This is a genomic window from Mesorhizobium sp. B2-2-4, from assembly GCF_006442375.1.
In the GTDB taxonomy this organism is placed as follows: domain Bacteria; phylum Pseudomonadota; class Alphaproteobacteria; order Rhizobiales; family Rhizobiaceae; genus Mesorhizobium.
The window spans coordinates 120,535-135,228 of sequence record NZ_VFWB01000001.1; the positions used below are offsets into that span (position 1 = coordinate 120,535).

Annotated in this window: 21 protein-coding genes; 10 read left to right on the forward strand and 11 right to left on the reverse strand. The window is 63.0% G+C overall.

Annotated elements, in window-relative coordinates:
• Positions 1–189 precede the first annotated feature (189 nt).
• Positions 190–1,200 (reverse strand): NAD(P)H-quinone oxidoreductase, encoded by a 1,011-nt coding sequence (locus FJ959_RS00605; protein WP_140500527.1) that lies wholly within the window; start codon positions 1,198–1,200, stop codon positions 190–192.
• Between the two features lie 121 nt (positions 1,201–1,321).
• On the opposite strand from FJ959_RS00605, the gene FJ959_RS00610 reads away from it, so the two are divergent.
• The 3 genes from FJ959_RS00610 to FJ959_RS00620 all read left to right on the forward strand — a co-directional run bounded on the left by FJ959_RS00610 (position 1,322) and on the right by FJ959_RS00620 (position 3,143).
• Entirely contained in the window at positions 1,322–1,516 is a 195-nt protein-coding gene (locus FJ959_RS00610) for a DUF1192 domain-containing protein (RefSeq protein ID WP_140627951.1), read from the forward strand.
• Positions 1,517–1,600: 84 nt separating this feature from the next.
• Positions 1,601–2,848 (forward strand): MFS transporter, encoded by a 1,248-nt coding sequence (locus tag FJ959_RS00615; RefSeq protein ID WP_140500523.1) that lies wholly within the window; start codon positions 1,601–1,603, stop codon positions 2,846–2,848.
• A 31-nt stretch (positions 2,849–2,879) separates the two neighbouring features.
• Positions 2,880–3,143 carry a metalloregulator ArsR/SmtB family transcription factor gene (locus tag FJ959_RS00620; protein ID WP_140500522.1) on the forward strand — a complete coding sequence of 88 codons (264 nt, stop codon included), beginning with the start codon at positions 2,880–2,882 and terminating at the stop codon, positions 3,141–3,143.
• Positions 3,144–3,178: 35 nt separating this feature from the next.
• Here FJ959_RS00620 and FJ959_RS00625 read toward each other — a convergent pair whose 3' ends face one another.
• Positions 3,179–3,835: a glutathione S-transferase family protein gene (locus FJ959_RS00625; protein ID WP_140627954.1), complete on the reverse strand. Its 657-nt coding sequence runs from the start codon at positions 3,833–3,835 to the stop codon at positions 3,179–3,181.
• Positions 3,836–3,885: 50 nt separating this feature from the next.
• Complete coding sequence (locus tag FJ959_RS00630; RefSeq protein ID WP_140500518.1) at positions 3,886–4,770, reverse strand: alpha/beta hydrolase; 885 nt, start codon at positions 4,768–4,770, stop codon at positions 3,886–3,888.
• An 89-nt stretch (positions 4,771–4,859) separates the two neighbouring features.
• On the opposite strand from FJ959_RS00630, the gene FJ959_RS00635 reads away from it, so the two are divergent.
• The 3 genes from FJ959_RS00635 to FJ959_RS00645 all read left to right on the forward strand — a co-directional run bounded on the left by FJ959_RS00635 (position 4,860) and on the right by FJ959_RS00645 (position 6,308).
• On the forward strand, positions 4,860–5,381 hold the full coding sequence (locus FJ959_RS00635; RefSeq protein WP_140500517.1) for a helix-turn-helix domain-containing protein: 522 nt from the start codon (positions 4,860–4,862) through the stop codon (positions 5,379–5,381).
• 76 nt (positions 5,382–5,457) lie between these two features.
• Positions 5,458–5,691 carry a hypothetical protein gene (locus tag FJ959_RS00640; protein WP_140500515.1) on the forward strand — a complete coding sequence of 78 codons (234 nt, stop codon included), beginning with the start codon at positions 5,458–5,460 and terminating at the stop codon, positions 5,689–5,691.
• Positions 5,692–5,876: 185 nt separating this feature from the next.
• Positions 5,877–6,308: a heme-binding protein gene (locus tag FJ959_RS00645; RefSeq protein ID WP_140500513.1), complete on the forward strand. Its 432-nt coding sequence runs from the start codon at positions 5,877–5,879 to the stop codon at positions 6,306–6,308.
• Positions 6,309–6,310: 2 nt separating this feature from the next.
• On the opposite strand, the gene FJ959_RS00650 is transcribed toward FJ959_RS00645, so the two are convergent.
• The 8 genes from FJ959_RS00650 to FJ959_RS00685 form a co-directional block, all read right to left on the reverse strand.
• Positions 6,311–6,712, reverse strand: a complete 402-nt coding sequence (locus tag FJ959_RS00650) for a hypothetical protein (protein WP_140627957.1) — start codon at positions 6,710–6,712, stop codon at positions 6,311–6,313.
• A 180-nt stretch (positions 6,713–6,892) separates the two neighbouring features.
• The gene (locus tag FJ959_RS00655; protein ID WP_140562415.1) at positions 6,893–7,846 is read right to left on the reverse strand and encodes an agmatinase; all 954 of its coding nucleotides are present in this window, start codon (positions 7,844–7,846) and stop codon (positions 6,893–6,895) included.
• Positions 7,847–7,877: 31 nt separating this feature from the next.
• On the reverse strand, positions 7,878–8,552 hold the full coding sequence (locus tag FJ959_RS00660; protein ID WP_181165382.1) for an amino acid ABC transporter permease: 675 nt from the start codon (positions 8,550–8,552) through the stop codon (positions 7,878–7,880).
• Entirely contained in the window at positions 8,549–9,208 is a 660-nt protein-coding gene (locus tag FJ959_RS00665) for an amino acid ABC transporter permease (RefSeq protein ID WP_140568180.1), read from the reverse strand. Before FJ959_RS00665 ends, FJ959_RS00660 begins: the two co-directional genes overlap by 4 nt.
• A 101-nt stretch (positions 9,209–9,309) precedes the next feature.
• Positions 9,310–10,167 carry a transporter substrate-binding domain-containing protein gene (locus FJ959_RS00670; protein WP_140500505.1) on the reverse strand — a complete coding sequence of 286 codons (858 nt, stop codon included), beginning with the start codon at positions 10,165–10,167 and terminating at the stop codon, positions 9,310–9,312.
• Between the two features lie 2 nt (positions 10,168–10,169).
• Complete coding sequence (locus FJ959_RS00675; protein WP_140500504.1) at positions 10,170–10,664, reverse strand: Lrp/AsnC family transcriptional regulator; 495 nt, start codon at positions 10,662–10,664, stop codon at positions 10,170–10,172.
• Positions 10,665–11,010: 346 nt separating this feature from the next.
• A complete protein-coding gene (gene rpmF / locus FJ959_RS00680; RefSeq protein ID WP_008834724.1) occupies positions 11,011–11,193 on the reverse strand; it encodes a 50S ribosomal protein L32 in 183 nt (60 codons plus the stop codon).
• A gap of 142 nt (positions 11,194–11,335) precedes the next feature.
• A complete protein-coding gene (locus tag FJ959_RS00685) occupies positions 11,336–12,097 on the reverse strand; it encodes a transglycosylase domain-containing protein (protein ID WP_140625012.1) in 762 nt (253 codons plus the stop codon).
• A 78-nt stretch (positions 12,098–12,175) separates the two neighbouring features.
• Between FJ959_RS00685 and FJ959_RS00690 the strand changes: the two genes are divergently transcribed.
• The 4 genes from FJ959_RS00690 (at position 12,176) to FJ959_RS00705 (ending at position 14,601) form a co-directional block, all read left to right on the forward strand.
• Positions 12,176–13,093 (forward strand): polyprenyl synthetase family protein, encoded by a 918-nt coding sequence (locus FJ959_RS00690; protein WP_140627960.1) that lies wholly within the window; start codon positions 12,176–12,178, stop codon positions 13,091–13,093.
• 70 nt (positions 13,094–13,163) lie between these two features.
• Positions 13,164–13,919: an SDR family oxidoreductase gene (locus tag FJ959_RS00695; protein WP_140500499.1), complete on the forward strand. Its 756-nt coding sequence runs from the start codon at positions 13,164–13,166 to the stop codon at positions 13,917–13,919.
• A 207-nt stretch (positions 13,920–14,126) separates the two neighbouring features.
• A complete protein-coding gene (locus tag FJ959_RS00700; RefSeq protein WP_140517598.1) occupies positions 14,127–14,345 on the forward strand; it encodes a hypothetical protein in 219 nt (72 codons plus the stop codon).
• A 13-nt stretch (positions 14,346–14,358) separates the two neighbouring features.
• On the forward strand, positions 14,359–14,601 hold the full coding sequence (locus FJ959_RS00705; RefSeq protein ID WP_140500496.1) for a hypothetical protein: 243 nt from the start codon (positions 14,359–14,361) through the stop codon (positions 14,599–14,601).
• The last annotated feature ends 93 nt before the right edge of the window (positions 14,602–14,694 follow it).

Here is a 14,694-nt window from a genome sequence, read left to right on the forward strand (position 1 = left end):
CCTCCAAATGGGGTGTTCGTTTCGATGATGCTCAAATAGTCATCATCGAGCGGCACTTGAATGGCTGATTTTGCATAGCAATGATGCAAATGCTGCATTGCACCATTAAGCTTTTGTTCAGCTTGCAGGCAGGGGCCGGGTCGCGGGTATGAGCCCGCCTCGGCCAGCCGGGCATCGGCAATGTTGCCGTCAGCCGACGTCGAGCACGATCTTGCCGATATGATCGCCTTCCTCCATACGCTCATGCGCCCGCCAGGCATCGGCAAGCGGGAAGATCATGTCCATGACGGGCGCGATCCGGCGCGTGCCGAGCAACGGCCACACCTGCGCTTCGAGCGCGGCTGCCAGCGCCGCCTTGAACTCGACGGTGCGCGGCCTCAGTGTCGAACCGGTATGAACAAGCCGCTTGACCATGATTTTCGAGAAATCGGCGCTCGCCACCGCGCCGCCTTGCAGGGCGATCTGGACGATCCGGCCCTCGACCGCCGCGGCCTCGTAGTTGCGCGCCACATAGTCGCCGCCGACCATGTCGAGGATGACGTCGGCACCCTTGCCGCCCGTCGCTTCCTTGACCGCCGCGACGAAATCCTCCTCGCGGTAGTTGATCGCCCGGTCGGCTCCGAGCTTCAGGCAGGCATCGCATTTCTCCTTGTTGCCGGCCGTGGTGATGACATGGGCACCGAAGGCAGATGCAAGCTGGATCGCTGTCGTGCCGATACCCGAAGAGCCGCCATGGACCAGCAGCGTTTCGCCTTTCTTCAAGCCGCCGCGCTCGAACACATTGTGCCAGACGGTGAAATAGTTTTCCGGCACGGCCGCCGCTTCCGTGTGGGTGAAACCGGCCGGCAGCGGCAGCACGCTGCCGGCATGAACCTTGACATATTCGGCGTAGCCGCCGCCGGGAGTGAGCGCGCAGACGCGCTCGCCAAGGCGCCAGCGAGATATCTCGTCGCCGAGCGCGGCCACTTCGCCCGACGCCTCCAGGCCCGGCAGGTCCGACGCACCGGGCGGCGGCGGATAGGCGCCCTTGCGCTGCTGCACGTCGGGCCTGTTGACGCCGGCGGCGCGCACCTTGATCAATATTTCGCCGGGACCGGGCACAGGCACATCGCGCGTCTCCGGTTTCAGCACCCTGGGCCCCCCCGGCTCGGAGATCGCGATGGCCGTCATCCTTGCCGGAATTTTAGATCCGCTCGCCATGAAATCTCCCGTCTTTCCTCGCCGCATTCTTGCCGGCTGTTTGCATCGACGCCCCTGCCCTATGTATGCTCATTGGCAAATCAGGCAAATGGCCAATCGGTATGGCGGAGGAGGAGCACAAATGGCGATCTTCGACGACGAACCCAAGAAGAAGGCGCGTCCGCACGAGATCGGGCAGGACCTGTCGCTGCTCTCCGTCGGCGAGTTGTCGGAACGGATCGGCATGCTGCGTGACGAGATCGCCCGGTTGCAGGCTGAACTCAAGTCGAAGGACAGCACCAAATCCGCGGCCGAGGCGCTGTTCCGCCGCGGATAAGGCCGAAAAGACCCGCCTCCGAAAAGCCCGAATGCGACTGTCTTCAGACTCTGCGTCTCTCCTCGATTTCAGCCGGATCAAAAAATGCTCGCAGCCTACAGACCGATCCTTTCGCTGCTTCGGGGCACCGCCTTCCTTTTGGCAGCGTCGGGATTGCACGGCTTGCTGTTGCCGCTGCGCGGCCAGGTGGAAGGCTTCTCCACCGCATCGCTTGGCCTGATGGGCACAGCCTGGGCCGGCGGCTTCGTCACCGGCTGCTTCTTTGCACCACGTATCGTGCGCCGTGCCGGCCACGTGCGCGCCTTCGGCGCCTTCGCCGCGTCCGGCGCCATCGTTGCGCTGCTCACCGGACTGGTCATCGACGAATATGTCTGGATCCTGTTGCGCGCCTTCACCGGCTTCACCATGGCCGGCGCCTTCATGGTCATCGAAAGCTGGCTGAACGAAAAGGCCACCAACGAGAATCGCGGCACCGTCTTCGGCCTCTATATGATGGTCACCTATGCCTCGATCATGGGCGGGCAGATGATCGTCGCCGGCGGCGACGTGAAATCGGCCTCACTCTTCATGATCACCGGCATCCTGTTCTGCCTGTCACTGATCCCGACCGCGGTATCGACCGCCTCGCACCCCAAGCCGCTCCAGGACGTCAAGCTCGACGTCAAGGGGCTCTACGCCAACTCGCCGGTTTCGGCCATCGCTTGCGTCCTCATCGGCATCGCCAACGGCGCATGGGGCACGCTTGGCGCCGTCTATGGCGCCCGCATCGGCATCTCCACCGCCGAGATCGCCTTGATGATGAGCCTGGTGGTGGTGGCGGGTGCCGCCATGCAGCTTCCGGCCGGGCGTTTCTCCGACAAGACCGACCGGCGCTTCGTGCTGGCGGGTGCCGCTTTCGGCGCTGCGCTGTTCGCGCTCTTGATCTTCCTGTTCGAGCCGCGCTCCGGCGTCTTCGTCATCGTCTTCACCGCCGCCTACGGTGCTTTCGCCTATACGCTCTATTCGATCGCCGTGGCGCATGCCAACGACCACGCCAGTGCCGAGGACTTCGTCAAGGTTTCGGGCGGCCTGCTGCTGCTCTATGGCTTCGGCACCATGATCGGACCCTTGCTGGCGGCCGCCCTGATGGGCTGGATGCGTCCGGAGGGCCTGTTTCTGGCGACCGCCTTCGCGCATCTTTCCCTGGCAGGCTACACGCTGCTGCGCATTAGCCGCCGCGCGCCGGTGCCGATCGAGGACCGCGACGCCTTCAAGACGCAGCCCGCCGACCGTTCGGTGACGCCGGAAGCATTGCGGCTTGACCCAAGAAGAAAAGCAGAAGCAAACGGTTGAGATTCGAAGAACTTTGCCCCACAAATGAGGCATGATGCTTTCCGACGCCTTCATGGCGATCGCCGATCCCAACCGGCGCCATCTCCTGGAAGAACTTCGACGCGGTCCCAAAACCGTCAATCAACTGGCAGCCGGGCTGCCGGTCTCACGTCCGGCCGTATCGCAGCATCTGAAGGTGTTGCTCGATGCCGGCCTTGTCCACGCCAAGGCCGAAGGCACGCGGCGCGTCTATACGGTGAGCAATGCCGGCTTCCTGAAACTCAACATCTGGCTCGACCAATTTTGGGAGACTTGATCGTTCCTGTTCAAACGACCGGTCACGCACCACGATCAGCCATCATTATAGGGGAAGAGCTTGAAATAGGGCTGCGCCTCCTCAATCACCTGGGCGAAGGCCGGCCGCTGCAACAGCCGGTCATGGTAGCGACTCACGGCAGGATATCTGTCGCCGAATGGCTCGACCTTGTTGGCGTAGAACAGGGCCGGCGAGGCCGCGCAATCGGCCATGGTGAAGGCGTCGCCCACAGCCCAGTTCCTCGACGCCATCTCCTGCTCGATGATCGCATAGGAATTGCGCAACTGGTCGCGCGCCTGTTCGACGCCGAACGGATCGGTCCTACGTTCCGGGCGCAGCCGGTTCCCGACGATCTTCTGCATCGGTTCCAGCACATAGAGATCGTAAAAGCGATCGGCCTGGCGAACCGCGATTGCGAGGTCGATATCGGCGGGGACGAGGTCGACCGGTCCGGGATAGTGCGCGGCCAGATACTCGATGACGAGGGTCGACTCCAGCACGGTGCGGTCGCGCGCATCGTCACGCAAAGCGGGCATCTTGCCCCAGGGCGCTATCTTCAGGAAGGCCGCTCGCGACTGCTCGTCGCCGAGATCGACGATGACGGACGCGAACGGCGTGCCGTTCTCGTAGAGCGCGATCAGCGGCTTCCAGCAAAACGAGGCCAGCGGATGATAGTGAAGCGTCAGGGACATTTTTGCTCACCTGTCTCGGGGTTCACGTCGTCTAGTACCGAAATGTTTACTTAACTATTGCCCAAACTTGTGGCGTCAGGACCGCGCTTTGAGTGCCAATCGGCCCGGATATGAGCAACGATGCCGGTGAGGATCACATCCCAATCGTCCGGATGCAGTTCGTGGCCACCGCCTTCAACCCGGAGGAGTTTCGCGCCGGCGACCGCCCCGGCCAGCGCTTCGCCATGCTCGACCGGAAAGATGGGATCGGCCGTACCATGGATTACCAGCAGCGGCGCGTTCATCTCGTGCAGTCGGCCCCTCCATCGATCACTATCGCCCTTGAGCAGGAAATGATTGGTCGCGCTGAGCAGGCCGCCGGAGCGATCATAGTCCCGCTCGATGAAGGCTCTCATGCGGCCCTCGTCGAAGGGATGCGCTGTGCTGGCGATCGCCTTGGCATCTTTGATCATGAAGTCCATGACCTGGCGGCGATCCGACCAGTCAATGTGCGCGCCTTCAGCCGAATGTTTGATATAGGCATCGCTGGTCTGCGGCAGGTTCGAGGTGTCCACTCCCATCGGCGAGCTGCTGATCACGGTCAGCGACGCGACGCGGGACGGATGCTTGAGCACCACGAGCTGCGTGATCATGCCGCCCATCGACATGCCGGCGATATGCGCCTTGTCGAGGCCGTGGCTGTCGAGAACGCCGATCGCATCGTCGGCCATGTCGTCGAACGTGTAGGGCGGCTCTCCCGGCGGATATTTGGTCGAGCGGCCGGTATCTCGATTATCATAGCGGATTACGAACAGTCCCGCGGCGGCGAGTTTCCGGCAAAACGCCTCCGGCCACCACAGCATTGAGGCCATCGCTCCCATGATCAGCAGCAGAGCGGGGTCGGCGGGGTCGCCAAAGGCTTCGGATATGATAGTGGGGCGTCCAGTCTTCGTCATCGCGTCGCCTCCTCATCTGCTTGCATTTTGCAATCGGGTGCACCATAATAAAACCGATACAATAATGCAACCGGTTTTGGAGAAGTCGAATGAACATCGATCGCCGCTCGGGTTGCCCGATCAATCTTTCGCTGGAAGTGTTCGGCGACCGCTGGAGCCTGATCATCCTTCGCGACATGATTTTTGGCGGCAGGCGCCATTTTCGCGAGTTGCTCAACGGGTCGATGGAAGGCATTGCTTCCAACATACTGGCCGACCGGCTGAAGCGGCTGATGGATCTGGGCATGCTGACCAAGGCCGACGATCCTTCGCACAAGCAGAAGGCGATCTACAGCCTGACCGAAATGGCGATCACCCTGGTGCCGATCCTGGCCCATCTCGGCGCCTGGGGCCGCGTCTGGCTGCCGGTCAGCGAGGAATTGTCGATCCGGGCCGAGCTTCTGGAAAAGGGCGGGCCGCCGCTATGGGAGAAATTCATGGATGAGTTGCGCCACGAGCATCTCGGCACGCCCCTCGATGCAGCGTCCGGCCCCTCTGTACGCGCGACCCTGCAGGCCGCCTATGAGGCCGTGCTCGCCAGCAAGGCTCTCGGCGCCAACCCGGCCGCGTGACCAACTATTTTCCCCGTTGAATGGCCGGCTCTGCTACAAGAGGCCGAAAATCACGTCACGAGATTGGAACAGACTCTTGGTTGAGAACTCTAGGGATACTGCCCGCGCGCGCGCCGATCTGCGCTTCAAGAAGCAGGAGGAAGCGGCCACGGTCCGACAGAAGGCGATGGCCGAGTATGTCGCCGAGAGCGATGCCCGCAAGGTCAAGACCGACAAGCTGCGGGCGCTGCGGCTGGCCAAGGAAGCCGAAGACCTTGCCAACGCGCCGGCAGTGCCCGCCAAGAAGCCCGCCCGCGCCAAGAAGAAGTAGCACGCCGCTCCTTCGTTGCCGGCCCTGAGCCGTTGGCCGTTGACCGCGTTGGCATCGCGGCATCAGCGCGATCTGGATTGGCGGCGCCTTCATCCCGCTTTCCAGCGCAAAGCAATTTCTACCGGAACCTCGGTTGCCTCGTTCGGCTGGCTGCCGATGATATCCGTTTCAAACAGGAGATCGCCATGACCGCACTGCCGCTCGACAAAGCCCTCGAGATCATCGACGCCGCCTTCGCCAAGGGCGCGGAGCTCAAGCTCAGGCCGCTCGGCGTCTCGGTGCTCGACGCCGGCGGCCATCTCGTCGCCTTCCAGCGCCAGGACGGCGCCTCGTTCCTGCGCCCGCAAATGTCCGCCGGCAAGGCCTATGGCGCGCTCGCCATCGGCATGGGCTCGCGCCGCGTCGAGGCCTTCGCCAAGGAGCGCCCGCATCTCATGACCGGCATCTCCGACGTCTCGGGCGGACGCGTGTTGCCGGTCGTGGGCGGCGTGCTGATCCGCGACAAGGCAGGCAGCATCATAGGCGCGGTCGGTATTTCGGGCGACAGCTCGGACAATGACGAAGCCGCCGCCATCGCCGGCATCGAGGCCGCCGGCTTCACCGCCGATCCGGGCTGAGGCTAATTCAGGTTGATATCCCTGCTCGCCGACCGCATCGACACCGAGAAGCCGGCGAGCACGTCGAACAGCGCGATGATCATCAGCGTGAAGAAGACCGAATGCCCGGCGCCCTTGACCAGTAGGAACTCGACTAGGAAGGCCACGAAGACCAGCGTCGACAACAGATGGTCCATGATCGAGGCGTTCGTAGTGCGCGCCGATTTCACGATCTCGACGAAGAGGAAGATGAGCCCGATCAGCACCATAAGGTCGCCGAGCGTCATCGAGAACACCCCGCCGGACATCATGCCGACGGAAAAGACCTCGCTTGCCCAGGGATCGTCACCGCTGCCGAATATTCCGAGCAGCCCGAGATTGTAGAGGACAAAGGGCACGATCAGCAGCGGGACGGCACCGAACATCTGGCGTCTCCATTTGGGGGCACCCCTTTGTAGAGTGCGCCACCGGCACGCCGTCAAGAATTTTCGCAGCACGCCCCAAACACGCTAGAAAACCGAATGCAACAACGATGTCAGCCGGTTGTCCGGCCGACATCTTTGAAATCGAGCCGCGGGATGCGTGAACGCGCACCCCGCTCGCGATCAGCGCTTGAAGTAGCCGGCGCGCACGGCCGCGCCGATGACGTTGAGGATGATATGGCCGGCCGTCATCGAGGTGATCTCGTTGACGTCGCGCGCCGGCGCGATCTCGACGATATCCATGCCGACCAGCCTTCCTTTGCCGACCAGCCCCTTGATGAGCTCAATCGTCTGCCGGTAGCTGACGCCGCCCGGCTGTGGCCCCTCGACCGCCGGCATCACCGCCGGATCGAGGCCGTCGGCATCGATGGTGAGATAGTAGCGACCGCCGTCGGGAATTCGCTTCAGGAGCGCGGCGGTGCCGATGTCCTGCCATTCATTGGTGGTGATGATGTTGGCGCCATAGGCGCGGGCGGCCTCGACCTCCTCGGTGCGCGCGCTGCCTTGGCCGCGAACGCCGACCTGAAAAATATCCTTGATATGCGCCATTTCCGAGGCCCGCCGGATAGTGCTGGAATAGCCCTCCTTGACCCCGTTGACGTTGTCACGCCAGTCGAGATGGGCATCGAGCTGGACCAGCGTGATCGGACCCTCGCCGTCAAGCGCCCGGAAGATCGGGATCGGAATGCCGTGGTCGCCGCCGATTGTGATCGGCAGTGCGCCCGCGGCGCGGATCTTGCGGATCGCCGCTTCGGCTCTGCCATAGTGCCCGACATGATCGGCCGCCGCGCCGGGAACGTCGCCGACGTCTACCACCTTGATGTCCTTGCCGTCGAAGACTGGCCCACCAATGTCGAAATCATAGCGGTCGAGCGCCTGGCTGATCCGCTGCGAGGCGCGCCGCACCGCGGTCGGCGCATTGGTCTGGTCGTTGATCAACTCGTCGATCGTGTAGGGATCGCCATAGGGCATGCCGATGATGGCGACATCGGCCTTCAGCGTGTCGAGATCCTCGACCAGCGGAAAGTTCATGAATGTCTGGAAGACATCGCGCGGCGCGGTGGTGAGTTTGGACATGGGGTCTCCTCTGCGTTGAAGCTTTTTTGGATCAGGCGCCACGGCGGGCTGCGAGATGAGGCTGCAGCCTGTGCTCCAGGCTGCGCGAGATCGCTGCCACGAAGGCCGTCAGCCCCCAGTACAGCAATGCGATGGCGGTGAAGATCTCCACCGGCGAGAAGGTGCGGCCAATGATGTTCTGGGCCATGTAGGTGAGTTCCGGTACGGTGATCGCCGACAGGATCGCCGATTCCTTGATCAGCGTAATGGTGAGATTGGTGGCCGCGGGCAGGATGTAGCCGAGCACCTGCGGAACCAGGATCTTACGGAAGATAGTCAGGTAGCGCAGCCCCAGCGCGTAGCCGGCCTCGACCTGGCCGTACGAAATCGACTGGATCGCGCCCCTGATGATCTCGGCGGAATAGGCGCTGGCGTAGGCCGACAGCGCCCCGATCGACACGACCACGGGCGAGAGCCTGACACCGAACATCGGCAAGGCGTAGAACAAAAGGAAGATCTGGATCAGGAACGGGATATTGCGGAATATTTCGACATAGGCCGAGACGATCGCCGTCGGCACCCGTCCGCCGCGCAGCCGGATCAGCGCCAGCACGGTACCGAGCGCGAAGCCGAACGGCAGTGCGACAGCGCACATCAGCGCCGTGTTGCCGAAGCCCTTGGCGAGTATGTGCCAGTTGTCCGCTATGACGGAAAAATCGAAGTTCATGCGCGTACGCCTTGCGCCTTGCGTTCCAGGCGCTTGGTCAGCACGCTGCATGAGAGCAGCACGACGAAATACAGCACCGCCGCGATGCAGAAGGCCTCGACCGGCCGGTAGGTGACGTTCATGATGTTCTGCGCGGTGCGGGTCAGTTCCACCACCGCGATCACCGACAGGATCGAGGATGCCTTCACCAGCATGGTGAACTCGTTGACCATCGGTGGGATAATGGCGCGGAAGAGCTGCGGCAGGATGACCTTGAACCAGGTCACGGCAGGCTTCAGCCCGAGCGCCTTGGCCGCCTCGTACTGGCCGGCGGGAATGCGCGTCAGCCCGGCGCGCAGGATTTCGGCGACGAAGGCCGCGCTGTTGAAGCTGAGCGCCAGCACGCCGGCCAGGAGCGGCGGCAGGTCGATACCGACGAGGCCCGGCAGCACGTAGTAGACCATGAAGATTTGCACGATCAGCGGCGTGCCTCGGATGAAGCTGGTGTAGACCGCGCCGATCCAGCGGATCACGCGCCAGCGCGACCTGCCACATGCGAGCAGGCCGAAGCCGATCAATGTGCCCACCAGAAACCCCAGCGCCGAGACGCTCAGCGTGATGCCGGCGCCGGCCAGGAATTCCGGCAGGAAGGTCAGCGTCTTTGAAAAATGGAACATTTTTCAGCTCGAATGATCCCTGGACGTCCGGGCCATCCGAGACCGGCGCGTCCAATGACTGGAACCACCGGTCCGGCAGCGCCGGGCGCCTGGTTGGGGGCTTAGAGCGCGCCAGGCGGCAGATAACCCTCGTCGGGCGTCTTCATCTCGAACCCGAACCATTTGAGCTGAAGCTCCTTCAGCTTGCCGCTGTCCTTCAAGTCGCCGATTTTGGCGTTGATGAAGGCGCGCAGATCCTTGTCCTCCGGCCGCACCACCCAGGAGAGATAGGAGAATTCGCCGATCGAGCCGACGACCTTGTAGGTATCGGGAACGTTCTTCATCAGAACGGCCGCCGAAGGCGAGGCGATGACGATGGCGTCGACCTGGCCGGAGGCCAGAGCGACATGGGTCTCGGGGAAGGAGGTGAACAGCTTCATCTCGCCGACACCCTTGCCGCCCTTATCCTTGAGCTCCTTGTCATAGGCCTCGATGATGGGCTGCACGGAGGAGGCGAGTTGCGTGGCCACCACCATGCCGTTGATGTCCTCCGGCTTCTTGATGCGCTCCTCGTCGACGCGCACGACGACGACGTTCTCGAACGAACCGGTTGGCCGCGTGTAGGCGTATTTCGCCGCCCGCTCGGCGTTGATGCCGGTCGAGGTCGCCATCAGGTCGAACTTCTTGGCCAGCAGCCCTGGCAGCAAGCCTTGGAAAGGCAGGTTGAGCTGGTCGAGCTTCACGCCGAGCTGGCTGACCACATAGTCGAGAATGTCCTTGTTATAGCCGACGATCTGGCCGTCGCGGACGAATTCGAACGGCTCGAACGCGGCCTCGGTTCCGACAAGGATGGTGCCGCGCTGCTTGATTTGGTCGACCAGCCCATTGGCATGGGCGGTGGCAGTGAACGGCAGGAGGAGCGGCGCGGCGGCAAGAAGGGTCAGGACGCGGCGGCGCGAAGCGGAAAGAAACTCACCCATTGTTACCCTCTTTTTTCTTCGGTTTTGCTGTGCTGGTAAGCCCGGCCGCTATGCTTGAAGACGCGACCGATCATGTAGCTCTCGGAATCCTTGATCCCGGGAACGTTGGCCAGTTCACTGACGAGGAAATCGTGCAGGCTGGTCGTGGATGGCAAAGTGAGCTGGATGATGATGTCGAACGGCCCGGTCATGGCGTAAACGCTGTCGACGAACGAGTATTCCGACAGTTTTCGAGCAACGCTGATGATGTGCTCGCGGTCGACGTCGAGCCCGACAATGGCCGCAATGCCGACATCGCTGCGCAAAGGGCGCACGACCGCCTGGATGCAGATATCCGGGTCCTCGAGCACACGGGCCATTTTCCGCCGCACCGTCGCTTCGGTGACGCCGATGCGCTTGGCGATATCCACACTCGACATCCGCCCATCGACTTTGAGTTGGGAAAGGACGGCCTGCTCGGTATCGTCGAGATCACTTGTGCTGACGAAATCCCACATCGAATTCCCAATCTGTGTCGATTTCCGACTATAAATTCAAAAATCGCATAAGAAACCGTCTATGGCAATCCCACAGATTGCGAAAAACACCAGCGACGCTGCCTCCGGCGATTGCCGCGCATCGGGCTCACGGTTCGATCATTGGGAAAAGTCGTGTCGACCGAGTCGAAGGCGATGTGCGGTATGCAATCGGCCATGCCTCGAGGATGCACGATGAGGCGGCGTCCGGGCCGATCGGAGATCAAGGCCTGGAGACGCAGCTACGCTGTCGGTCGTCGGTCCGGCCAGACGCAAAAAGACCGGCCAGCGGCCGGTCTTTTTAGCTCAAACATCAGGAAAGCTGGTCTCAGCTTTCCTTGGGCGTCAGCACCTGGCGGCCGCGATACATGCCGGTCTTCAGGTCGATATGGTGCGGGCGGCGCATTTCGCCGGAGTTCTTGTCCTCGACATAGGTCGGGGCCTTGAGGGCGTCTGCCGAGCGGCGCATGCCGCGCTTGGACGGAGAGGTTTTTCGTTTCGGAACGGCCATGGATATGCTCCACTACATGGTCAAAAGCCCCGCCCGCCCTCGTGAAAGGGCCGTGTCAGGGGCCGGAATCTGAGAAAGTCGGGTGCCTATACACGCCCGGTGCCGTTTTGGCCAGCGCTGCCCGCGAATTTTTTTATGTCGGCTACTGGAGGCAGCCGACATAAGCGCCGGATCGGCCGGCGCGCCGCTCAATCAGGTTGGCCAGCCTCCTCAGCCCCGGCCCGGGCTTGGCCGGGTTGCGGGCGATCGGATTTGGCAAGCTGACGGCAAGCAGCGCGGCCTGACGGCGCGACAGCTGTTTTGCCGAAATACCGAAATGGTGCCGCGCCGCCGCCTCGATGCCGTATATGCCAGGCCCCCACTCGGCGATGTTGAGGTAGATTTCCATGATGCGCCGCTTCGACATCACCGCGTCGAGATACACGGCCAGCGGCAACTCGACGACTTTGCGAACCGTGCCGAGCGGACGGGACCACAAGAACAGGTTTTTCACCGTCTGCATGGTGATGGTCGAAGCGCCGCGCGTCCCCTCGCCGGCCAGCGCGTCGTCGACGACACCCCGCAATTCGCCGAGGTCGACGCCGCGATGGAAACAGAACTGTCCGTCCTCCGACATGATCACCGAATTGGCCAGCACCGGTGCCACGTCGTCGATCGACACCCAGCGGCGGTCATAGCCGGAGAAGGTGGCAAGATCCTTCAGCATCAGCGTCGACACCGGATGCACGAAAGACGGCAGATAGAGAAAGGTCAGCACCGTAGGGATAAGCGCCAGCACGGCAGCCACGACGACACCGCGCCGGACCCAGCGTTTGAGAGCACGACGGTTCACGCCACGGGATCTCGTCGCCATGTCCAGCTTTTCGGTTTCATGATCGACGATCGGTTCCGCCAAGTCGCCCAACCCGTGTCTCTCCCTCCCCCGGCATAATGGCGCTTGTCTTCTTGCGCAACGTCTGAGTGTCGGCTACCGGTCCGGGCCATGATGAATGACGATGAAATGGCGTTCGAAACGGCGCTCGTTGCACGGGCCGCCGCCGTCGAGACGTTGCTGCGGCGATTGCTCGACGACCGCGCGCTCACGGGCGAGATCGCGCGGCCCGAGCGCCTTATGGCGGCGATGCGGCACGGCGTGCTCAACGGCGGTAAGCGCCTGCGCCCCTTTCTGGTGATGGAAAGCGCGGCCCTGTTTTCCGCCGACGGCGAAGCGGCACTGCGCGTGGCGGCCGCACTGGAATGCGTGCACTGCTATTCGCTGATCCATGACGACCTGCCGGCGATGGACGACGACGATCTGCGCCGCGGCCAGCCTACCGTGCACAGGGCCTTCGACGAGGCGACTGCCATCCTCGCCGGCGACGCCCTGCTGACGCTTGCCTTCGACATCCTCGCCGACGAGACTACGGCGCTGCCGGCGGAGCGGCGGGCCGCCCTTGTGCTGGCGCTCGCCCGCGCCGCCGGGGCCGGCGGCATGGTCGGCGGCCAGACGCTGGACCTCGAGGCCGAGCGCATCGCGCCGGACGAGGCCGGGATCATCCGGCTGCAGGCGATGAAGACCGGTGCGCTGATCCGCTTTGGCTGCGAGGCGGGCGCGGTCGTCGCCGGCGTGCCTGCCGGGGATCGCGAAAGACTGGCCGAGTTCGGCTCGGCGATCGGGCTTGCCTTCCAGCTTGCCGACGATCTTCTCGATTTGACCGCGGATGCCGCACAGATGGGCAAGGCGACGGGCAAGGACGCCGCCGCCGGCAAGGCAACGCTGGTGGCGCTGCACGGGGAGGCATGGGCACGCGCCCAGTTGCATGGCCTTGTCCATCAGGCGCATGCGCTGCTCGAACCCTATGGCGAGCAGGCTGGCCTGCTGAAGGCAGCCGCGACCTTCGTGGCGACGCGCAACAATTGAGATCGGGGCAGACCCCGAGGCTTGGCGTGAAGGTTTCTGTTTAACGGGCCAATCGGGAGGATCAGGTTCGATGTCGACCAAATTGTTCGATCTCAGCGGGCGCACCGCCCTCGTAACCGGCTCCTCGCAAGGCATAGGCTTCGCCTTGGCCAAGGGTTTGGCCGAAGCCGGCGCCAGGGTGATCCTCAACGGCCGTGACGAGGCAAGGCTCGCCACCGCGATCAGGCAGATTCCCGGAGCGGAAAAGCTGGCCTTCGATGCTACCGATCATGAAGCGGTTCGCTCGGCGGTCGACGGTTTCGAACTGGACGGCGGAGCGATCGACATTTTGGTGAACAATGCCGGCATGCAATTCCGCGCGCCGCTCGAGGAGTTTCCCGCCGATGCGTTCGAGCGCCTGCTGCAGACCAACGTCGCCAGCGTCTTCCATGTCGGCCAGGCCGTGGCGCGCCATATGATCAGGCGCGGCCGCGGCAAGATCATCAACATCGCCAGCGTGCAGACCGCGCTCGCCCGTCCGGGCATCGCGCCCTACACGGCGACGAAAGGCGCGGTCGGCAACCTGACCAAGGGCATGGCTACGGATTGGGCCAAACATGGCCTGCAATGCAATGCCGTTGCACCCGGCTATTTCGATACGCCGCTCAACGCTGCCCTTGTCGCCGACCCTGCGTTCAGCACCTGGCTGGAAAAGCGCACGCCAGCCGGCCGCTGGGGAAAGGTCGAGGAACTGGTCGGCGCCTGCGTCTTCCTGGCCAGCGAGGCCTCCTCTTTCGTAAACGGCCATATTCTCTATGTGGACGGCGGCATCACAGCGTCGATCTGATCCGCCGCGCCGAACAGGCAGGCGCGCCAAATGCTGCCCGATCGATAACCGGTTGACGCGGAGCTGACATCACTCGTGGCAGCATTCCGCTGTTCGAAGATACGCGGCTGCGGTGGTCTCACTCCCGGCCAGAGCGTTTGGGGACCTTGCGTTTCGGGAACAATTGCACCCGTCGCGACGTTCGGGACCAGAAGCAGGAGGCAACCCATGAACGACAACAAGCATCGCAAACAGCCGAGGCCAAGCGATCGCGACTTGCGCAACGATCCCGGCATCGGCGCATCCAAAGGCACCATCAAGGGTGGCGACATTCTTGACGACGACGAGGAACTCGATGGCGAAAATACTTTTCGGGGCGATGTCGAGAACGACACCACCCCGCAAGGCGGTGTGAACCCCGACCAGACCGGCCGGACGAACAAATAGAGGGAGATATCCCATGACCGGCAAGAAGACCCACGAACAGCAGGTGCAAATCATCGAGGAGCGGGTGAACACCAAGAATGCGGACAAGAATTTCAACGCCGAGGACGAACTGAAGCGGTCGAAGCAGGAAAGAACGGCTCGCCAGCAGGGCCAGTCGCTCAGGGGCGGCGACGTCGATCTGGTCGATGCCGATGACCGTGAAATGCTTCGCGGCTCGAACCAGGAATCCCGGCATCACAAACGGCCCGCGGATTGAAATAATATCCGAAGCTTGACCGTCCCTTGAAGTGGCGCGGCCCTTCATCTCGGCGCAGCCGGCAGGCTACATGGGAGGCTGCGGGAATCCGAA